Here is a 14,998-nt window from a genome sequence, read left to right as displayed (position 1 = left end):
GATGACCAACCAGCCGTACGACGGCTATGACCCCTACGGGCAGCAGCCGCAGACCCCGCGGACGCCGCAGACCCCGCAGGGGTGGCCCGGGCATGGGCACCAGCGGGGCTACCCGCAGGGGCAGCAGGGCCATCAGGGGCAGCAGGGCTATCAGGGGTACGACGATCCGTACGCCGCTCAGCAGTACACGCAGCAGTGGCAGGGGCAGACCTGGGAGACGCAGGCGCAGGCGCCGGTGTCCGCGCAGGTGACGGCGGCGGAGGAGACGGCGTATCTGCCGCCGCAGGGGTACGAGCCTCCTGCTCCCGCTCCCACCCCTGCTTCCGCCGCCGAGTACGGCCCGGCCACCGTCGCCGGGAACGCTCGGATCACGGACGCGCAGCGGGCGCGGGCGGAGGGGCGGTCGCCGATCATCGACCCCGGGATGCAGCCGGCCGCGCTGACGGCGCTGCTGGGGCTGTTGCTGGCGGGCGCGGCGGCGGTCGGCACGTATGCGCTGCTGGTGCCGCTCGTCGTCCTCCAGGCCGTCACGGCGGCGGGCTGGTTCCGGCTGAACGGGATGTGGCCGGCCCGGCAGGGCATCGCGCTGGGCTTCGCGGGCGCGCTGGCCGCGGACGCGGCGCTGCTGGCGTCGGACCGCTCGCCCTCGGCGATCCTGGGCACGCTCGGGGTGTGGGTGCTGCTCGCGCTGGTGCTCCAGCTGCGGTCGCACGCCGACCCGGACGAGCGGATGTACGGCCTGATGGCGACGGTCGCGGCATCGGCGCTGGCGATCGTGGCGGGCGGGTACCTCGCGGCCGAGGCGGACGCGGTGACCGTGGGCGCGATCGCGGTGGCGGTCGCGGTCCTGGCCCGCGCCCTGCCGCTGCCGACCCCGGCGTCGGTGGTGGTGGCGCTGCTCGCGGCGGCGGGCGGCGGTGCCGCGGCCGGCTCGCTGACGGGCCTGGGCACGTCGGGAGCCCTCCTGGGCGCGGGCGCGGCAGCCTGCGCCCTGATCGGCCACCGAGTCGCCGGCTACGACTACCCGTCCCGCTTCGTCCACTTCACGGCGGGCGTGGCCCTGCCGTTGTCCGCGGCGGCCCCGGCGGTCTACGTACTGGGGCGGGCCCTGGCCTAGCGCGTCCCGCGTCCCTGGCTGCGGGCAGTCGTGCCTCCCCCAGTGCCTTGAGGGCCTGGGAGGTGCCCCCAGGCGGCACGGGTGGGCGCAGCGGCACCCCGTTCCGCCGGGCTGCGGACCCACCCGGCCTCAGCACCGACGCCGGGCACCCGCCCTGTCACAGATGATCCACAAAACCCAGGGCCCCCACCGCTCACGGAGTTACCCTCACGCAAGGACGGCCGCTCGGTCGTCGAACACCGGACCGCCGTCCAACCGCCTAGGTGGGGGAAACACCGCATGCGCGCACTGCGAATACTGCTGATCGTCGTCGTGATCCTGGGCGGGCTCTTCGTGATCGCCGACCGCGTCGCCGTGAACTTCGCCGAGGGCGAGGCCGCCGACCGCCTGAAGGCCACCGAGAACCTCTCCGCCACCCCGGACGTGTCCATCAAGGGCTTCCCGTTCCTCACCCAGGTCGTCGGCGGCTCCCTGGACGACATCGAGGTCGGCATCACGAACTACGAGGCCGCCGCGGGCAACGGCGCCGAGAAGATCCGTATCGACGACCTCCGGGCCGACATGCGGGGCGTCGAGTTCTCCGGCGACTACAGCTCCGCCACCGCCACCAGCGCCACCGGCACCGCGACCATCGCCTACGACGAGCTGCTGAAGACGGCGAAGTCCGAGCCCACCCAGGTCGCCCCGGGCGTCACCGCCAACGTCGTCGGCCTCTCCGACGGCGGCAACGGCAAGATCAAGGTGACCGTCGAGGCCACCGTCCTCGGCACGAAGCTGCCCGAACCGGTCTCCGTGCTCAGCTCGGTGACGGTGATCGACGGCACCGTACGGGTGAAGGCCGACGGTCTGCCCAAGTTCGGCGGCGTCGAGATCGCCGAGTCCCGGGTCCGGGCCATCACCGACTTCCAGCAGAGGATCGACGGCCTGCCCGGCGGCATCAAGCTGGACAAGGTCCAGGCCGCGCCGAACGGCGTCGAGATCACGGTGAAGGGTTCCAACGTCCGCCTGGCCGGGTAGAAAGGCGCCAGACGGCCCGGACCTGGGGTGTCCGGTGGGCGAGACGGTGACGTCCGTAGCTCAGATGTGACGGCGGAAACATTCGGGCACGACCCTTGCCCCACACCTCCCCGAACCCCCTCGATCCCACATCGTGGATTTTCCCGTCTCACCATTCGACACGCCGGTGACACGCGTGCCTGACCGTCCCTACGATCGACGGCATGAAGCGACAGGCGGATCTCACGAAGCGGCGGGCAGTAGACCTGTGCCGCGTCGCCGCCATGCTCTGTCGCACCTTCTGAGCGATCGCGTCGGCAGTCGCGCCGGCGCGCGCATCCCCGCAGCCCTGCATCAAGGGCACTCGTGCGCCGCCCTGCCTCAAGGGCGCGCCCTGCAGACCTCGCACGCCCCGCCGTAACTGCCCCGGAGGAGAAGAACCATGAGCCGCAGCGACGTCCTGGTCGACGCCGATTGGCTCCAGGAGCACCTGGACGACCCGACCATCGCCATCGTCGAGGTGGACGAGGACACGTCCGCCTACGAGAAGAACCACATCCGGAACGCGATCCGCATCGACTGGACCCAGGACCTCCAGGACCCGGTCCGTCGTGACTTCGTCGACCAGGAGGGCTTCGAGAAGCTCCTGTCGGAGAAGGGCATCGCCAACGACCACACGGTGATCCTGTACGGCGGCAACAACAACTGGTTCGCCTCGTACGCGTACTGGTACTTCAAGCTGTACGGCCACGAGAACGTCAAGCTCCTCGACGGCGGCCGCAAGAAGTGGGAGCTCGACGCCCGCGAGCTGGTCCCCGGCGACGAGGTGCCCGAGCGCCCGAAGACCGACTACAAGGCCAAGGCGCAGGACACGTCGATCCGTGCCTTCCGCGACGACGTCGTGGCGGCGATCGGCTCGCAGAACCTCGTCGACGTGCGCTCGCCCGACGAGTTCTCCGGCAAGCTGCTCGCCCCGGCCCACCTGCCGCAGGAGCAGTCCCAGCGCCCCGGCCACGTGCCGAGCGCCCGCAACATCCCGTGGTCCAAGAACGCCAACGACGACGGCACCTTCAAGTCGGACGAGGAGCTCAAGGAGCTCTACGCCGCGGAGAGCGTCGACCTGGCCAAGGACACCATCGCCTACTGCCGCATCGGTGAGCGCTCCGCGCTGACCTGGTTCGTGCTGCACGAGCTGCTCGGTGTGGAGAACGTCAAGAACTACGACGGCTCCTGGACCGAGTACGGCTCCCTCGTCGGTGTGCCGATCGAGCTCGGCGCCAACAAGTAAACGAACCGACCGACCTTTCAAGACCTCTCTTCAGGAGTACGACATGTGTGGAGCGAAGGCCGGCGGCCCGGACGCCTCGACGATCAAGCCCGGTGAGACCACGATCCAGGGTCAGGTGACCAAGGACGGCGAGCCCGTGACCGGCTACGTCCGTCTGCTGGACTCGACCGGCGAGTTCACGGCCGAGGTGCCGACCTCGGCGACCGGACAGTTCCGCTTCTACGCGGCCGAGGGCACCTGGACCGTCCGTGCCCTCGTGCCCGGCGCCACCGCCGACCGCACGGTCGTCGCCCAGAAGGGCGGCCTGGCGGAGGTCGCGATCGCCGTCTGACGGCGACAGTGCCAGGAGGGGCCGCATCCCACGGGTTGGACGCCTGGGGTGCGGCCCTTCGGCATGCCCGGACCTACGCTGGAGGCATGTACGCACGACGCCGGCGCACGTACTTCGCGATGATGGGCGGCTGCATCGGGCTGTTCGTCCTGGCCTGGGGCGTCGTCCGCCTGTGGTCCGTCCCCGTCGCCGTCGGGATGTGCCTCGTCGCCATGGTCATCCCGCCCGTCGCGGCGATGGTCGCGAACCGGCGTGGCCCGGACGACCGCTGGTGGGACGATCCGTCCGGAGACCCCAAGTCCGACGAGTGGTGGGACGAGCTGGACGGCAAGAGGCACCGGCACTGAACCGATGAGGGGGGAGCACCCGTGCGCCTGACGGCGGCGACTCTGGACGCCCCGAACGCCCGTGAGCTGGCCGCCTTCTACCTGCGGCTGCTGCCCGGCTGGCGGGTGTGGCGCGGGGAGGACTGGCAGGACTGGGTGCACATCCGGCCGCCGGACGGCGGTACCGGACTGTCCTTCCAGACCGAGCCCGCCTACCGGCCGCCCGTCTGGCCGAGCACGCCGGACCGGCAGCAGATGATGATCCACCTCGACATCGAGGTCGACGACCTGGAAGCCGAGACCGCACGGGCCCTCGCCGAGGGCGCGCGCCTCGCCGAGCACCAGCCGCAGGACGGCGTCCGGGTGCTCCTGGACCCGGCGGGCCACCCCTTCTGCCTCTACACCGAGGCCGCGGAGGCGTCTCAGTAGACGAGCGCCTGGGCGTCCTCCGCCATGGCCTCCTGGACGAAGACCTGGGCGCCGGCGATGCGGACGCCCTTGATGACGTCCTGCTCCGTGATCTCGCGGCGGGCCGCGCACTGCGTGCAGAGGGTGACGCGGCCGGCCGCCAGGACCGAGTCGAGCAGGTCGGGGAGCGGGGCCGCGTGCGGCAGCTCGAACTCGGCGGCGCGGCCGGGCAGGGCGTACCAGGCGGACTCGCCCGTCAGCCACAGGGAGACGTCGACGCCGCTGGCCACCGCCACCGCCGCCACCGTGAACGCCTGGGAGCACCGCTCGGGGGCGTCCGCCCCCGCGGTCACCTTGATCACCAGCTTCTTCGCCATAGCCGGAATCGTAGTCCGGAATCGTAGGGCCGAAGGGGCCCGCGTAAGCTGGGCCCGGCCCCGTGCACACATCCGCAGCCCGCTCAAGGAGCACCCCGTGGAGCTTTTCTTCGAAATCCTGTTGGTCCTGGTCGCCGTCGGCGTCCTCGCCTTCGCCGGACTGACCGTGAAGAAGCTGTACCAGGGCCAGCGCTGACCCACGTCTAGGAACCTCTCATGATCGAGATCCCGTCCGACCTCCACAAAGACCTCGTGCCGCTCGCCTTCCTGCTCGGCAACTGGGCCGGTGCCGGGGTGCACGACTTCCCCGGCTCCGAGAAGTGCAACTTCGGGCAGGAGGTCGCCTTCACCCACGACGGCCGGGACTTCCTTGAGTACCGCTCCCACAGCTGGGTGCTGGACAAGGACGGCAACAAGGTCCGGCCGCTGGAGTCCGAGCACGGCTTCTGGCGCATCGACGCCGACCGCAAGGTCGAGGTGACGATGACCCGCGACGACGGCGTCATCGAGATCTGGTACGGCGAGCTGGCCGACAAGAAGCCGCAGATCGACCTCGTGACGGACGCCGTGGCCCGCACCGCCGCCTCCCAGCCGTACACCGGCGGCAAGCGGCTGTACGGCTACGTCAAGAGCGACCTGATGTGGGTCGGCGAGAAGCAGACCCCCGAGGTCGAGCTGCGCCCCTACATGTCGGCCCACCTGAAGAAGGTCGTCACCCCGGAGGAGGTCGAGCGCTGGGCCAAGGCCCTGCCCGACGACATGCCGGACGACGGGATCGCTTTCTTCAAGTAGTTCTAGACTGGCCGGTGTGGTGAGCACCGACTGGAAGAGCGATCTGCGGCAGCGCGGCTACCGGCTGACCCCGCAGCGGCAACTCGTGCTCGAAGCCGTGGACACCCTGGAGCACGCGACCCCCGACGACATCCTCGTGGAAGTGAGGAAGACGGCGTCGGGGGTCAACATTTCCACGGTGTACCGGACGCTGGAGCTGCTGGAGGAGCTCGGCCTGGTCAGCCACGCCCATCTGGGGCACGGCGCGCCGACGTACCACCTCGCGGACCGGCACCACCACCTCCACCTGGTCTGCCGTGACTGCCAGAACGTCATCGAGGCGGATGTGGCCGTGGCCGCCGAGTTCACCGCGAAGCTGCGGGAGACGTTCGGCTTCGACACCGACATGAAGCACTTCGCGATCTTCGGCCGGTGCGAGGACTGCACGCTCAAGGCTTCAACTACCGAGTCGTAGGCTTACGCATATGAAGAGCCCCCTGCTGACCCTGCCCGGCGCCGTCCCCGCCGAGGGCGTGGACGAAGGCGTCGCCGCCCACTACGGCGATCTGTTCCGCGAGCAGCGTGCCCTCGCCGACGGCACCGGTTTCGTGGACCTCTCGCACCGGGGGGTCGTCACCGTCACCGGCGACGACCGGCTCGCCTGGCTGCACCTGCTGCTCACCCAACACGTCAGCGACCTCCCGGCGGGCCAGGCCACCGAGGCGCTGATCCTCTCCGCGAACGGCCACATCGAGCACGCCCTCTACCTCGTCGACGACGGCGAGACGGTCTGGGCCCACGTGGAGCCGGGCACCCAGGACGCGCTGATCGCGTACCTGGAGTCGATGAAGTTCTTCTACAGGGTCGAGGTCGCCGACCGGACGGCCGACATCGCGGTGGTGCACCTGTCGGCCGGTTCCATCGCCGAGGTGCCGAAGGGCGTGGCCGTACGGGAGACGCCGTACGGACGGGACCTGTTCCTGCCGCGCGCCGACCTGGAGGCGTACGCCGGGCAGGCCGGACCGCCCGCCGGGATCCTCGCCTACGAGGCGCTGCGCGTGGAGCAGCACCGGCCCCGCCTCGGCTTCGAGACCGACCACCGCACCATCCCGCACGAGCTGGGCTGGATCGGCTCGGCGGTGCACCTCCAGAAGGGCTGCTACCGGGGCCAGGAGACGGTCGCCCGGGTGCAGAACCTGGGCAAGCCCCCGCGCCGGCTGGTCTTCCTGCACCTGGACGGCAGCGAGGTCCACCTGCCGGTGGCCGGCACCGAGCTCCGGCTCGCGGACGACGGGCCCGACGGCCGGAAGATCGGCTTCATCACGACCTCCGTACGCCACCACGAGCTGGGGCCGGTCGCCCTCGCGCTGGTGAAGCGGAACGTGGCCCTGGACGCCCCGCTGGTGGCCGGTGACACGGCCGCGGCCCAGGAAGTCGTCGTCGAGCCGTAGAGCTTGTAGTTCTTTCGGGTCAGATCTCGATCAGCACGGTGAACGGGCCGTCGTTCGTCAGTGATACGCGCATGGCCGCGCCGAAGCGGCCCGTGGCCACCGTCGCGCCCAGCGAGCGCAGCTGGGCGACCACCTCGTCGACGAGCGGTTCGGCGACGTCGCCGGGGGCGGCGGCGTTCCAGGTGGGGCGGCGGCCCTTGCGGGCGTCGCCGTAGAGGGTGAACTGGCTGATCACCAGGAGCGGGGCGTCGATGTCGCTGCACGACTTCTCGTCGTGCAGCATGCGGACCGACCAGAGCTTGCGGGCCAGCTGGGCCGCCTTCTCCTTGGTGTCCTCGTGCGTGACGCCGACGAGGACGCACAGCCCCTCGCCTTCGATCGCCCCTACGGTTTCGCCGTCCACGACGACGCTCGCGCCGTCCACCCTCTGCACCACTGCTCGCATACGTCCATCATGCAGGGCGGTGAACGCGCGGCCGCCGGTGGTTCGCTCATGGCCCGAAAGGGTGGTTTGCGCAAGACGCCAACAGACCGCGCACGGCCGTATTTTGCTGCTTAACCGCCCATCTGGGGTCTATCGGGGGCACTCGTTCCCATAGCGGCCAGTTGGGGTGGCACGATGCTTTCACACACCGGTCGAGGGGACGGTTGAGGCACATGAGCACATCGAGTACGGGGCATCCGCTGGGGGCTGTCTGGTCGAGCCAGACGGGGATCGGGGCGTCGGAGTACCACCGGCCCCCCACACAGCGCACCGACAGTCCGCCGCTGCCCTCGGACGCACCAGAACGCGAGCTGGCCGCGCTGAGCCTGCCCGCGCTGCGCACGCTGCGCCGCGAGGCCCAGCGCGACGAAGCCGACCTCAGCTACCTGCGGCGGCTGCTCCAGGGTCGGATCGACATCCTGCGGGCGGAGCTGACGCGGCGCACCCCGGTGGGCTCGGCCTCCGTCGCCGCACCCGCGGAGGCGTCCGTGGTCGAGCGGCTCGCGGAGATCCTGCTGGACGCCCCGGCCCGCCACCGCTCCTCCGCCCGCCACGTGACCCTGGGGACGCCGCAGGGCGAGGAGTACCGGCGGCTGGCCGCGGAGATGCTCGCCGAGGTCGAGCTGTCCGACCTGGACGCACGGACGGACCTGGAGCTGAGCACCGCGATGGGGCGGCTCGTGCGCTACGAGCAGCAGGTCTCCCGGCGGCGGCAGCGGCTCCAGCGCACGGCCGACGAGTGCAGCGCGGAGATCGCGCGCCGGTACCGCGAGGGGGAGGCCCAGGTCGACGACCTGCTCGTGTGAGTGGCTGGGGGGCACGGTGAGGGCCGGTCGGATATTTACGCGACACCGACCGGCCCTCCGCCTAGCGTGATGCCATGACCGCCACTCCCCGCGCCGACGGCATCGACGTACGCCCCATCACCGAGACCGAGTTCGCCGACTGGCTGCGCGCCGTGAACACCGGCTTCCTGCGGGTGCCCGCCGTGTCCGAGGAGGAGATCGAGGGCCGCCGTGAGCGGTTCGTCCCGGGCCGCTACCTCGGCGCCTTCGACGGCGGCCGGTGCGTGGCGACCTTCCGGTCCTTCGACCAGGAGCTCACGGTGGTGGGCGGGGCGAGGGTGGCGGCCGACGCCGTCTCGGGCGTCACCGTCCACGCCACCCACCGCCGCCGCGGGCTGCTCAGCCGGATGATGGCGCGGGACCTGGCGGCCGCGAAGGAGCGCGGGGACGTCGTCGCGACGCTGATCGCCGCCGAGTACCCGATCTACGGCCGGTACGGCTTCGGACCGGCGACGTGGATGGCCGAGTGGACGGTCGACGTGCCGCGCGCCGGCCTCGACGCCCGCTGGGCGGGCCCGGCGGACGGCGGGCGGATCGACCTGGTGGACGGCGAGGACGTCCGCAAGCTCGGCCCCGACCTGCACGAGCGGCTGTGCCGCCGCCAGCCCGGCGCCATCGACCGCGACGAGCTGTGGTGGAAGTGGAACACCGGCGCCGTACGGGTCGACCCGTCGTGGAAGCAGCCCTTCTTCGCCGTGTACCGCTCGGCGTCCGGCGAGGTCGAGGGCATGGCCGCCTACGACGTGGACGACAACTGGGGCGATGGCAAGCAGCCCTTGAACACGGCGACCGTGAGGTGGCTGATCGGCGTCACGCCGGCCGCGGAGCGCGCCCTGTGGCAGTACCTCTGCTCCATCGACTGGGTCGTAAGGGTCAAGAGCGGTTGGCGGGCTCCCGACGACCTGCTCCCGCACGTCCTGCCCGATCCGCGGGCGGCCAGCATCACCTCGCTGGCGGACTGGCTGTGGGTGCGGATCCTGGACGTCGTACGGGCGCTGGAGGCGCGGACGTACGAGGGGGAGGGGACGCTGGTGCTGGAGGTCACCGGCGTCGACGGTCTGACCGGCGGACGCTACCGGCTGGAGGCCTCGGCCGCCGGGGCGTCCTGTACGCCGACCACCGAGAGCGCCGACATCACGCTCGGGCTGGTCGAGCTGGGGGCGCTGTGGCTCGGGGACGAGTCGGCGGTGCGGCTGGCGGCGCTGGGCCGGGTGCGGGAAGAACGAGCGGGCGCCGCCCGGAAGGCCGACGCCCTGCTGCGTACGTCCAGGCGGCCTTGGTGCCCGGACCTGTTCTGAACCGCTCCCTTCCGCCGACGACAGGGATCCCGCATCCGTAGCGAGCTGTTCGGGGCTCCCGGCTCCCCTCCGGAAGGGAGCCCCATGATGGATGGCCAACCCCTTGAAGAGCTGACCATGTCACCCAAGTTGGCTACCAACTCTCTGTACTTATCTCCGCTTGGAAGCGGCTCATAACCACCTGGTGCTGAACTGCCCAAAGATGGCGGGAAGTTGTACTGTTCGGGTTGTGGACCCGGAACACGCCTCCGTCAATGGACGGAAGAGGTCGCAGCGGCCACAGAGAACACATCACGAGGTGGCCGACGAACTGCGCGCCCGGATCAGGTCAGGAGCACTGCGGCCGGGCGAACGCATGCCCACCCAGGCCCAGCTGGCCCACGAGTTCGGCGTCGAGCGCGGTGCCGTACGCCAGGCCCTGCGCATCCTCCAGTCCGAGCGGTTGCTCACCAACGTGTCCAAGGGCAGCCCGGCGACCGTCGCCCCCGACCCGGACAGGGCGCTGACCGGCCCGCAGACCCCGCCGCTGCCCACCACGGTGGCCCTGGCTCCCCGGATCGCGGCGGCCTTCGCGGCGGAGCACGTCGAGATCGACGCCGTGTGCCTGACCTCCGTGTCCCTCACGCTCGCCATCGGAGAGCCGCTGCGGCAGATCCACGCCGGACGGCTGAAACCGGCCAAGGTCGACGTCCGGGTCCTGCTGCCGAGCCGGGACATCGACCTGGCCTTCCCGGTGCCGGTCGAGGGGCGCGGCGACGACTGGGTGCACGACCGGTGGCTGGCGATGCGCAACGCCCAGGGCCAGGTCCTCCGGCACAACCTCCTGGCCTTGCGCGCCACGCACGGCATCGACGTGCGCGTCACGTTCCGGGCGCTGCCCTTCACCCCGCCGGTGAAGCTGTACCTGCTCAACAACACGGAGGCGCTGTTCGCGTACTACACGCTGATGCGCCGGGAGGCCGAGATCGACCACGAGCAGCTGGAGATGTACGACGCCCAGGGCACCCGGTCGATGCTGTTCTCCTTCCAGCAGGGCCACGGCCAGCGGGACACGACGTTCGTCGAGCAGTCGCACCTGTGGTTCAACGCACTGTGGGAGACGATCAGTTCGGAGCTGGTGCTCACGAGCTGACGTCTCCCACGCGGGTTGAACCGGGGCGGTGCGGTGACTCATCGGGCGGGGCCCGCCATCAGCAGCGCGAGCACGACCGCTCCGGCGGAGCTGACGGCCGGGCTCTTGGCCTTGATGCCCACGGTGAGAAGGATCAGGCCGACGATGCCGGCCGGACCGTACTTCCACTGGACGAGCTGCTCGAAGGCGACGACGAAGGCGGCGGAGAGGAGAGCGAGGGCGGGCATCGGAGTTCCCCCTTCGGAAGTTCGGAAGCAAAACTTCCGCCAACTCTGAGAAGTTGGCAACCAACTCTGATTAAGTTGTCCCCACTTGGCCCCTACTCATAAACAACTTTCAAACAACTCCCGCTAGATGGATCAAAGTTGTAGCGTTTGGTCGTGACCCAGGAGAACGTGGCAGTGAACGGCAGCAGCAGGCTTTCGCCCCAGGAGATCGCCGACCACCTGCGGAAACGTATTCGCGCCGGTGAGCTCAAGCCGGGAGACCGCCTGCCCACCCAGGCGGAACTCGCGGAACAGTTCGGTGTGGAGCGCGGCGCCGTGCGCCAGGCCCTGCGGGCACTCCAGGAGGACGGCCTGCTCACCAACGTCAGCAAGGGCAGCCCGCCGCGCATCGCCGCACCGGCCCCGGCCCGGGACGAGCCCCAGCCGACGATGGTGGGCCTGGCACCGCGGCTGGCGGAGGCGTTCTCGACGACGGCCGTCCATCTCGACGTGGTCTGCCACACGTCCGAGACCCTGATGGTGGCCCTCGGGGAGCCGTTGCGCCGCATCCACGGGGGCGGGAGCCGCCCCGAGTCGGTCGACCTGCGCGTGCTGCTCCCCTCCCGGGACATCAACCTGGCCTTCCCCCGTCTCGTCGAGGAGCAGGGGGAGGACGACCCCGTGCACCAGCGCTGGCTGGAGATGCGCAATGCCCAGCTCCGGGTCCTCGAACACAACCTGCTGACCCTGCGCGCCACGCACGGCATGGACGTACAGGTCCGCTTCCGGGCGCTGCCCTTCACCCCGCCCATGAAGCTGTACGTGCTCAACGGCCAGGAAGTGCTGATGGGGTACTACATGCTGACCCGGCGAGAAGAGGCGTGGGGCAGCCGAACGCTGGACATGTACGACGCGCTCGGCTCCGAGTCCCTCCTCTTCTCGTTCCTGAAGCAGGCCGGGAACCGCGATGCCCGGCTCGTGGAGGAGACCCAGAAGTGGTTCGACGCCCTCTGGGAAACCATCACGACGGACCTGACACTCTCCTAGTGACCTCTCATACGACGCGGACCGGTGTGGTGACGGCGTCGACCGAACAGCTGCGGGAGCTACTCGCTCCGGTTCGTTACGTCCTCTGGGACCTGGACGGGCCGATCTGCCGGCTGTTCGCGGGCCGTCCGGCGAACGAGGTGGCGCGAGACCTCGTGAGGGAGATCGAACGGCTCGGGCCGGACGGGCTCCTCACCGAGGAGGAACGCCTGTGCCCGGACCCGCAGGGCGTGCTGCTCGCGGTCTACTTCCGGCATCCGGAGGCCGGCCTGATCAGCCACCTGGAGAAGCGGCTCACCGAGCAGGAGCTCGCCGCCGTCCCCAGGGCATGGCCGACGCCGTACGCCGATCCGCTCATCATGACGTGGTGGGCCCTGGGTGCCCGTTTCGCCATCACCACGAACAACTCGGCCCGTGCCGCGGCCGCCTACACGGAGAGCCGGCGGCTCACGGCCTGCTTCTCCCACATCTACGGGCGCACCGAGGACCTCGCCCGGATGAAGCCCGACCCGCACTGCCTGTCCCGGGCCCTGGAGTCCCTGGACGCACACCCGTCACAGGCACTGATGCTGGGCGACGCCGGGACGGACTACCAGGCGGCGCAGGCGCTGGGCATCCCGTTCCTCGGCTACGCCCGCAACCAGCGGAAGCTGGACCTGCTGGTCACCGCAGGAGTCGACCGGTCGCACATCGTGCGCTCGTTGGACGAGGTCCTGATCGTGCTCAGGAGGCGCTGATCGCCCGCTTCGCGAAACGAGCGGGTCCACGGGACGGGGCGTTCGTGCAGGAATCGCAGAAGTGGTTCGACGCCCTCTGGGAAACCATCTCGACGGACCTGACACTCTCCTAGTGACTCCTGATACGAAGCAGACTGATGCGGTGAGAATCGCGACCGAAGGTGATCCGGACGAACTCCGCAATCTGATCAGACGTGCCCGTGTCGTGCTGTGGGACTTCGACGGGCCCATCTGTCGCCTGTTCGCGCGCCACTCGGCGGAGGGGGTGGCCCGCGACCTGGTGTCCTGGCTGGAGGGCCGCGGTCTGCACGGCGTGCTCACGGGGGCCGAACGTGAGTCCCTCGACCCCCATGTGATTCTGCGCGCCGTGGGCCACCGGTACCCCGGCAGTGACCTGGCCGTGGAGCTGGAGGAACGCCTCACCCAGGAGGAGTTGCGGGCCGCGGCCACCGCACTGCCCACCGCGTACGCGGACCCGCTGATCCGCACCTGGACGGCTGTCGGTGCCCGCCTGGCCGTCGCCAGCAACAACTCCCCGCGGGTGATACGGCAGTACCTCACCGGCCGTGACCTGCTCCCCTGCTTCTCTCCGCATGTCTACGGCCGGACCGGAGACCTCCAGCTGCTCAAGCCGGACCCGCACTGCCTCAACCGGGCGCTGAACGCCATGGGCACCGCGCCGTCCGACGCCCTGATGATCGGTGACACCCCTACCGACTGCCTTGCCGCTAAGGAAGCGGGCGTACCGTTCCTGGGGTACGCGCGCAGCGACCCGGCGGTCACATCGCTGCGGGCTGCCGGTGCCGAGGTCGTCCTGCCGTCACTTGAGCCGTTGCTGGAGCTTCTGCGGCGCTGAGGGCCCGCCGCGGCTCAGCGGTTCGTCATGAGAAGCAGCAGGATCACCGCGCCGAGGGACGCGCACGTCGAGTTCCGTGCCTTCAGGCCCACGGCCAGGAGGAACAGGGCGACCAGCCCCATCGCCCCCAGCTTCCACTGCACGAGCTGCTCGAAGCCGAGCACGAGCACCACACCGATGAGCTGTAGAGCCGGCGCGATCACCACGGTGTCCCCCTTGTGTGTCGTCGGCCGTTGGGCCGTCAACTGGCCGCCAATTGGACTGGTGGCCTAGAAGTGGACTAACCGTATGGGGAGATCCTTAATCGTCAGTCCAATTGGTCGGTATCCGGTTGGGTGAAACTTGACTGAGAGTGGTGTGATTCCGGCACGGGGGCGGTAGGTTCTGACCATGACCAGCTCAGCGCAGAAGGAAGGTGCCGGCCGCAGGTTCTTGCAGGTGGCGGAGCTCCTGCGGAAAGGCATCGCGGACGGGACGTACCCGGTGGGCAGCGCACTGCCGGGGGGACGGGAGCTGGCCGCGGGTCTCGGCGTCTCCAGGGACACGCTCCGGGGCGTCCTCAACCAACTCGCCGACGAAGGCCTGCTCGAGATCCGTCATGGCAGTGGGAGCTATGTCCGGGCCGTGCCGTCCGGGCCGACGAAAGCGGTCGTTGACGAGGCGGCGGCCCCGCCTGCCCTCGGCTCGTGGATCGATCGCGCCTTCCAGGAGACGGGAGAGGTCGGCCTCGATGTCTTCACGCTGACCTCCGAGACCCTGTACGGCCACCTCAAGCGGCAGGCGGAACGCGTCATCGTCGAGAAGAAGGCTCCGCCGCGGGCCTTGCGCATCCGCATGCTGGTGCCGAGCGAGGACCACCCGTTGGCCTATCCCCGGGCCGTGGATCCGGACGACGTTCGGATCCACCGGCGTTGGCGGACGATGGCGCGCCGGTACGCCAGGGAGATGGGCCAACTGGTCGCCCAGTTCGAAGGACGTGGCGTCGATGCCCGTCTGGAGGTCAAGCGTGTACCGCTGACGCCCACCTTCAAGCTGTACGTCCTCAACGAGCAGCACGTGCTGTACGGGACGTACCTGCCGGAGAGGACCGTCATCACGCTCGACGACGAAGAGGAGACGCAGGTCGAGGCGGTGGATGTGCTCGGCGCCTTCTCGAAGCTCCACTACTTCCACAGCCGGTCCGTGGATCCCCGGGAAGTGGCGCTCTTCGAGGAGAAACGCGACTGGTTTCAGTCGGCTTGGAATGTTCTTGGTTCAACTGGACGTCGAGAGAAATGAGATCCCCCGGCACAGAGCGTGAAGGAGGTTGTCCATATAGTGACACGCCG

General features: G+C 69.9%; 21 protein-coding genes and 1 pseudogene. 18 read left to right on the top strand and 4 right to left on the bottom strand.

From position 1 onward, the window contains the following. The first annotated feature begins 1 nt into the window (after window position 1). The 7 genes from ABFX81_RS25965 (at window position 2) to ABFX81_RS25940 (ending at window position 4,487) form a co-directional block, all read left to right on the top strand. Window positions 2–1,117, top strand: coding sequence for a hypothetical protein (locus ABFX81_RS25965; protein ID WP_086849278.1), 1,116 nt, complete (start codon window positions 2–4; stop codon window positions 1,115–1,117). 279 nt (window positions 1,118–1,396) lie between these two features. Next, on the top strand, window positions 1,397–2,134 hold the full coding sequence (locus ABFX81_RS25960) for an LmeA family phospholipid-binding protein (RefSeq protein ID WP_086849276.1): 738 nt from the start codon (window positions 1,397–1,399) through the stop codon (window positions 2,132–2,134). A 203-nt stretch (window positions 2,135–2,337) separates the two neighbouring features. Continuing rightward, window positions 2,338–2,418, top strand: coding sequence for a putative leader peptide (locus ABFX81_RS42235; RefSeq protein WP_350310325.1), 81 nt, complete (start codon window positions 2,338–2,340; stop codon window positions 2,416–2,418). A gap of 137 nt (window positions 2,419–2,555) precedes the next feature. Then, window positions 2,556–3,401 (top strand): rhodanese-like domain-containing protein, encoded by an 846-nt coding sequence (locus tag ABFX81_RS25955; RefSeq protein WP_086849275.1) that lies wholly within the window; start codon window positions 2,556–2,558, stop codon window positions 3,399–3,401. 43 nt (window positions 3,402–3,444) lie between these two features. Beyond that, on the top strand, window positions 3,445–3,732 hold the full coding sequence (locus tag ABFX81_RS25950) for a DUF1416 domain-containing protein (RefSeq protein WP_010036201.1): 288 nt from the start codon (window positions 3,445–3,447) through the stop codon (window positions 3,730–3,732). Window positions 3,733–3,818: 86 nt separating this feature from the next. After that, entirely contained in the window at window positions 3,819–4,079 is a 261-nt protein-coding gene (locus ABFX81_RS25945) for a DUF3099 domain-containing protein (RefSeq protein WP_086849273.1), read from the top strand. A 21-nt stretch (window positions 4,080–4,100) separates the two neighbouring features. Next, window positions 4,101–4,487 carry a VOC family protein gene (locus ABFX81_RS25940; RefSeq protein WP_086849271.1) on the top strand — a complete coding sequence of 129 codons (387 nt, stop codon included), beginning with the start codon at window positions 4,101–4,103 and terminating at the stop codon, window positions 4,485–4,487. On the opposite strand, the gene ABFX81_RS25935 is transcribed toward ABFX81_RS25940, so the two are convergent. Next, a complete protein-coding gene (locus ABFX81_RS25935; RefSeq protein ID WP_086849269.1) occupies window positions 4,481–4,843 on the bottom strand; it encodes a DsrE family protein in 363 nt (120 codons plus the stop codon). The genes ABFX81_RS25940 and ABFX81_RS25935 overlap by 7 nt on opposite strands. A gap of 216 nt (window positions 4,844–5,059) precedes the next feature. Here ABFX81_RS25935 and ABFX81_RS25930 point away from each other — a divergent pair, with 216 nt between their 5' ends. From ABFX81_RS25930 to ygfZ, 3 genes are read left to right on the top strand one after another with little or no spacing between them, the layout of a single operon-like run. Continuing rightward, entirely contained in the window at window positions 5,060–5,635 is a 576-nt protein-coding gene (locus tag ABFX81_RS25930) for a heme-binding beta-barrel domain-containing protein (protein WP_086849267.1), read from the top strand. Window positions 5,636–5,651: 16 nt separating this feature from the next. Then, window positions 5,652–6,089, top strand: coding sequence for a Fur family transcriptional regulator (locus tag ABFX81_RS25925; protein ID WP_086602096.1), 438 nt, complete (start codon window positions 5,652–5,654; stop codon window positions 6,087–6,089). 10 nt (window positions 6,090–6,099) lie between these two features. Beyond that, window positions 6,100–7,065, top strand: a complete 966-nt coding sequence (gene ygfZ, locus ABFX81_RS25920; RefSeq protein WP_086849265.1) for a CAF17-like 4Fe-4S cluster assembly/insertion protein YgfZ — start codon at window positions 6,100–6,102, stop codon at window positions 7,063–7,065. A 19-nt stretch (window positions 7,066–7,084) separates the two neighbouring features. On the opposite strand, the gene dtd is transcribed toward ygfZ, so the two are convergent. After that, complete coding sequence (dtd, locus tag ABFX81_RS25915; protein ID WP_010036184.1) at window positions 7,085–7,510, bottom strand: D-aminoacyl-tRNA deacylase; 426 nt, start codon at window positions 7,508–7,510, stop codon at window positions 7,085–7,087. A gap of 212 nt (window positions 7,511–7,722) precedes the next feature. Between dtd and ABFX81_RS25910 the strand changes: the two genes are divergently transcribed. From ABFX81_RS25910 to ABFX81_RS25900, 3 genes are all read left to right on the top strand, one after another. Next, a complete protein-coding gene (locus ABFX81_RS25910; protein WP_086849263.1) occupies window positions 7,723–8,355 on the top strand; it encodes an RsiG family protein in 633 nt (210 codons plus the stop codon). A 74-nt stretch (window positions 8,356–8,429) separates the two neighbouring features. Next, window positions 8,430–9,692, top strand: coding sequence for a GNAT family N-acetyltransferase (locus ABFX81_RS25905; RefSeq protein ID WP_086849261.1), 1,263 nt, complete (start codon window positions 8,430–8,432; stop codon window positions 9,690–9,692). A gap of 202 nt (window positions 9,693–9,894) precedes the next feature. Continuing rightward, window positions 9,895–10,824, top strand: coding sequence for a GntR family transcriptional regulator (locus tag ABFX81_RS25900; RefSeq protein ID WP_086849259.1), 930 nt, complete (start codon window positions 9,895–9,897; stop codon window positions 10,822–10,824). A 38-nt stretch (window positions 10,825–10,862) separates the two neighbouring features. Here ABFX81_RS25900 and ABFX81_RS25895 read toward each other — a convergent pair whose 3' ends face one another. After that, entirely contained in the window at window positions 10,863–11,051 is a 189-nt protein-coding gene (locus ABFX81_RS25895; protein WP_086849255.1) for a hypothetical protein, read from the bottom strand. A gap of 174 nt (window positions 11,052–11,225) precedes the next feature. Between ABFX81_RS25895 and ABFX81_RS25890 the strand changes: the two genes are divergently transcribed. The 4 genes and pseudogenes from ABFX81_RS25890 to ABFX81_RS25875 all read left to right on the top strand — a co-directional run bounded on the left by ABFX81_RS25890 (window position 11,226) and on the right by ABFX81_RS25875 (window position 13,670). After that, window positions 11,226–12,077: a winged helix-turn-helix domain-containing protein gene (locus tag ABFX81_RS25890; RefSeq protein WP_428837215.1), complete on the top strand. Its 852-nt coding sequence runs from the start codon at window positions 11,226–11,228 to the stop codon at window positions 12,075–12,077. Further along, window positions 12,077–12,814: an HAD family hydrolase gene (locus ABFX81_RS25885; RefSeq protein ID WP_346138724.1), complete on the top strand. Its 738-nt coding sequence runs from the start codon at window positions 12,077–12,079 to the stop codon at window positions 12,812–12,814. The genes ABFX81_RS25890 and ABFX81_RS25885 overlap by 1 nt, the downstream gene beginning before the upstream one ends. A gap of 5 nt (window positions 12,815–12,819) precedes the next feature. Beyond that, a pseudogene (locus tag ABFX81_RS25880) lies at window positions 12,820–12,927 on the top strand (GntR family transcriptional regulator); the annotation flags it as partial. 29 nt (window positions 12,928–12,956) lie between these two features. Next, entirely contained in the window at window positions 12,957–13,670 is a 714-nt protein-coding gene (locus ABFX81_RS25875; protein WP_346138723.1) for an HAD family hydrolase, read from the top strand. Between the two features lie 14 nt (window positions 13,671–13,684). On the opposite strand, the gene ABFX81_RS25870 is transcribed toward ABFX81_RS25875, so the two are convergent. Beyond that, window positions 13,685–13,876 carry a hypothetical protein gene (locus tag ABFX81_RS25870; RefSeq protein WP_086849249.1) on the bottom strand — a complete coding sequence of 64 codons (192 nt, stop codon included), beginning with the start codon at window positions 13,874–13,876 and terminating at the stop codon, window positions 13,685–13,687. 184 nt (window positions 13,877–14,060) lie between these two features. On the opposite strand from ABFX81_RS25870, the gene ABFX81_RS25865 reads away from it, so the two are divergent. After that, entirely contained in the window at window positions 14,061–14,948 is an 888-nt protein-coding gene (locus tag ABFX81_RS25865; protein ID WP_086849247.1) for a GntR family transcriptional regulator, read from the top strand. The last annotated feature ends 50 nt before the right edge of the window (window positions 14,949–14,998 follow it).

Origin of the sequence: Streptomyces coeruleofuscus, assembly GCF_039532725.1 — a bacterium.
Lineage (GTDB): Bacteria > Actinomycetota > Actinomycetes > Streptomycetales > Streptomycetaceae > Streptomyces > Streptomyces coeruleofuscus.
Note: the sequence above shows the minus strand (reverse complement) of the source record. Positions and strands in the feature narration are given on the sequence as shown.